Annotated in this window: 2 protein-coding genes and 1 pseudogene; all 3 read left to right on the plus strand. The window is 51.4% G+C overall.

The window, feature by feature from the left end; all coding sequences use genetic code 11:
* Nucleotides 1-69 (plus strand): annotated as a pseudogene (locus tag OCV63_RS17740) (DNA topoisomerase); the annotation flags it as partial.
* Nucleotides 66-344: a hypothetical protein gene (locus OCV63_RS00540; protein ID WP_003524696.1), complete on the plus strand. Its 279-nt coding sequence runs from the start codon at nucleotides 66-68 to the stop codon at nucleotides 342-344. The pseudogene OCV63_RS17740 and the gene OCV63_RS00540, both read left to right, overlap by 4 nt.
* A gap of 6 nt (nucleotides 345-350) precedes the next feature.
* Nucleotides 351-3,516 (plus strand): LPD28 domain-containing protein (locus tag OCV63_RS00545; protein ID WP_158361564.1); only part of this gene is annotated, 3,166 nt, incomplete at its 3' end.

Raw genomic sequence — 3,516 nt, forward strand, 5'->3', positions numbered from 1 at the left:
TTGGAGGACGATGGACAGTACGCCAACTTCAAGCTGGAATTTGACCAGCGGAAAGGAGGCAGCCGATGAAGCTCTCTTTAGTGGAACGGGAAACCATTCTCCTCTATAACCAGGCGGAACCAATGGCTGAGGTCTACACCCATGATCCCCGTCTGATGGAGAAGCTGGAACTGCTGTCAAAAAAGCACCCCGACCAGATCACCCGAAAGGACGCCCATAACTTTACCGTCCCTAAGCGGTGTGTATCAGTCCGGGAGCCATACAGCGCCGAGCGTCGCAAAGCTGCCAGTGAGCGTGCGAAAGCTGCCGGATACCAGCCCCCTGTGAGAAAGTCCAGCAGTTAAAGGTACATGGCAGAGAATGTATTTGAAGCAGTCAAGCAGTCGGTCAGCACCAGAGAAGCAGCAGAGTTTTACGGGATAAAAGTCAGTCGAAATGGCATGGCCTGCTGTCCCTTTCACGATGATAAGAACCCTAGTATGAAGGTAGACCAGCGGTTCCACTGCTTTGGCTGCGGTGCAGATGGGGATGTGATCGACTTTACCGCAAAGCTCTTTGACCTCTCTCCAAAAGAAGCGGCGGAGAAACTGGCACAGGACTTTGGCCTGATCTATGACAGTCAGGCCCCTCCCCGCAGGAAGTATGTCCGGCAGAAAACCGAGGCACAGCAGTTTCGTGAGGACCGGCAGCGGTGTTATCGCGTACTGTCCGATTACTACTATCTGCTGAAAAAATGGGAGGCCGACAATTCTCCCCGGACACCGGAGGAAGAACCGCACCCCCGTTTTGTGGAAGCGATCCAGAAGAAAACCTATGTAGAGTACCTACTGGACCTTTTTCTTTATGAAAGTGAAGAAGAACAAAAGGCATGGATTGCAGAACAGACAGCAGAAATCACACACTTGGAAAGGAGATTGAAAATCATGGCTGAGAATAAACCCACCAACCGAGAGCGGCTAAGGGAAATCACGGATGGCATCGAGCAGGGCATCAAAGAACTGTTCGAGAGCGAAAAGTATATGCGTTATCTGTCCGTCATGTCCCGCTTCCACCGCTATTCGGTAAACAATACCATGCTCATCTATATGCAGAAGCCGGACGCCACTTTGGTAGCCGGATACAATAAGTGGAAAGACCAGTTTGAGCGTCATGTAAAAAAGGGCGAGCATGGCATTACCATCATCGCCCCCACACCGTACAAGAAGAAAATCGAGGAGCAGAAACTGGACCCGGATACCAAGGCTCCGATTCTGGATAAAGACGGAAAGATCATCACAGAGGAAAAAGAAATCGAGATCCCCATGTTTCGCCCGGTCAAGGTTTTTGATGTGAGCCAGACCGATGGGAAACCTTTGCCGGAGCTTGCTTCCTCCCTTTCTGGAAATGTACCCAATTATGAGGCATTCATGGAGGCCCTGCGCCGTAGTGCGCCGGTGCCAATCACTTTTGAAGCAATGGCCGCCGATACGGACGGCTATTTTTCTGCCGATCATCAGAAAATCGCCATTCGTCAGGGTATGAGTGAGGTGCAGACGGTTTCGGCCACAGTACACGAGATTGCCCACAGCAAGCTCCACAATCAGAAAAAGATTCAGATTGCCAATGACGAGCAATATCAGGAGATCGAGCTGTTTGATAAACCCGGTCTGTTCTCCAATGGGCGGATTGTCCGTGATAATCTGCCGGAGGGCGTTTATTGCTATGACCTGCGCGGTTCTGACTACGACCCCGGAGAGCCGGTCTGTGTAGAAGAACAAGTGGTTGTAAACCATGCAGGTTCCGTTCTGCTGACAGAGCCGCTGGAGCTGGCGGAAGATGGACGCCTGATGCTGACCGAGGAAGAAGGGCTGAATTTTGTTGGCGGCTTTTCTACCCTCACCCAGTTTTTGCAAGAACAGAGGAAAGACCGCCACACGGAGGAAGTGGAGGCTGAAAGCATCTCCTATGCGGTCTGCAAATATTTTGGCATTGAGACCGGAGAAAACAGCTTCGGCTATATTGCAAGCTGGAGTCAGGGCAAGGAACTGAAAGAGCTGAGAGCCAGTTTGGAGACCATCAATAAGACCTCCGGCACTTTGATCTCTGACATTGAGCGCCACTATAAGGAAATCTGCAAAGAGCGTGGGATTGATCCCCATGCAAAGGCAGAGCCGGAAACCGCCCCGATAGAGCAGCCAACCGGCAATCTGACTTACTATGTGGCAGAGTGCATGGAGTTTCCAAACCTCGGAGAATACCACGATAACCTGTCTTTGGAGGAGGCGGTCCGCATCTATCAGGAAATTCCGGCAGAGCGAATGAACGGGATCAAAGGAATTGGTTTTGAGCTGAAAGACGGAAGCGACTATGAAGGACCGTTTCCGATTTTGACCGGGCAGACCATTGACCTGGACACTATTCAGGCAATCGACTATTACCGTGACAATCCGCTGGTACAGAAAGCGGTAAAGGAACTGGCTGCGACCATGCCGGAAATGGAGGTACTGGGGGCGGATGCCAACCAGCAGGAGGCTTTGTTTCTGATCAACGATACTACCTATCTTCATATCCAACCTTGTGACAGCGGATGGGACTACACTCTTTACGATGCTGCGTCCATGAAAGAGCTGGATGGTGGTCAGCTGGATATGTCGGAGCTTTCCTGCATGAAGGCAGTTCTCCAGATTTGTGATGATAACGATCTGGACAGCACTTCGCTCAGACGCGCTCCCTTGTCTATGGTTGAGACCTTGCAGGAAGCGGCCTATCAGCAGATGCAGGCAGAGACCAGTCAGATGACTGCCTCTTCCCAGCTGCCGGAAGCGCAGGAGCAGGCACTGGATGAATACCCCATGCCGGATGAGCAGGTATCCACACCGGATATGCAGGAATATGGCTACACCTATGATGGGATGCTCCCTGTTACCAGAGAACGGGCGCTGGAACTGGATGCCGCCGGTTTGACCGTCTATGTGCTGTATGAGGACAATACGGAGAGCATGGTGTTTGACCCGCAGGAAATCATGGATCATGGCGGTCTTTTCGGTGTGGACCATGAGGAATGGGAGAAAAGCCCTCAGTTCCACGAAAAGGTCATGGAGCGTCAGGAACATCAGCAGGAACGCGAACAGGCATTTCTCTCCCAGAACAGAGATTGCTTTGCCATCTATCAGGTAAGTCGTGACGATCCGCAGAATGTGCGCTTTATGAATCTGGACTGGTTAAAGTCCCATAACATTTCCATAGACCGCAGCAATTATGACCTCATTTACACAGCTCCTCTGAGGGAGTCTGGCACTGTGCCGGAGCAGCTGGAAAAACTCTATCAGCAATTCAATCTGGAAAAGCCCGTGGACTTTCACAGTCCCTCCATGAGCGTCAGCGACATCGTTGCGATCAGACAGGACGGTAAGGTATCCTGTCATTACTGTGACAGTGTTGGTTTTACCCAGATCCCCGGATTCCTGCCAGAAAACCCGCTGAAAAATGCGGAAATGATGCTGGAGGACGATTACGGCATGATTGACGGTATCATCA

The organism is Laedolimicola ammoniilytica, assembly GCF_025567165.1.
Lineage (GTDB): Bacteria > Bacillota > Clostridia > Lachnospirales > Lachnospiraceae > Laedolimicola > Laedolimicola ammoniilytica.

Coding starts and splice junctions, on each gene's coding strand:
- OCV63_RS00540 (WP_003524696.1), top strand. CDS start 66: ATGAAGCTCTCTTTAGTGGAACGGGAAACCATTCTCCTCTATAACCAG.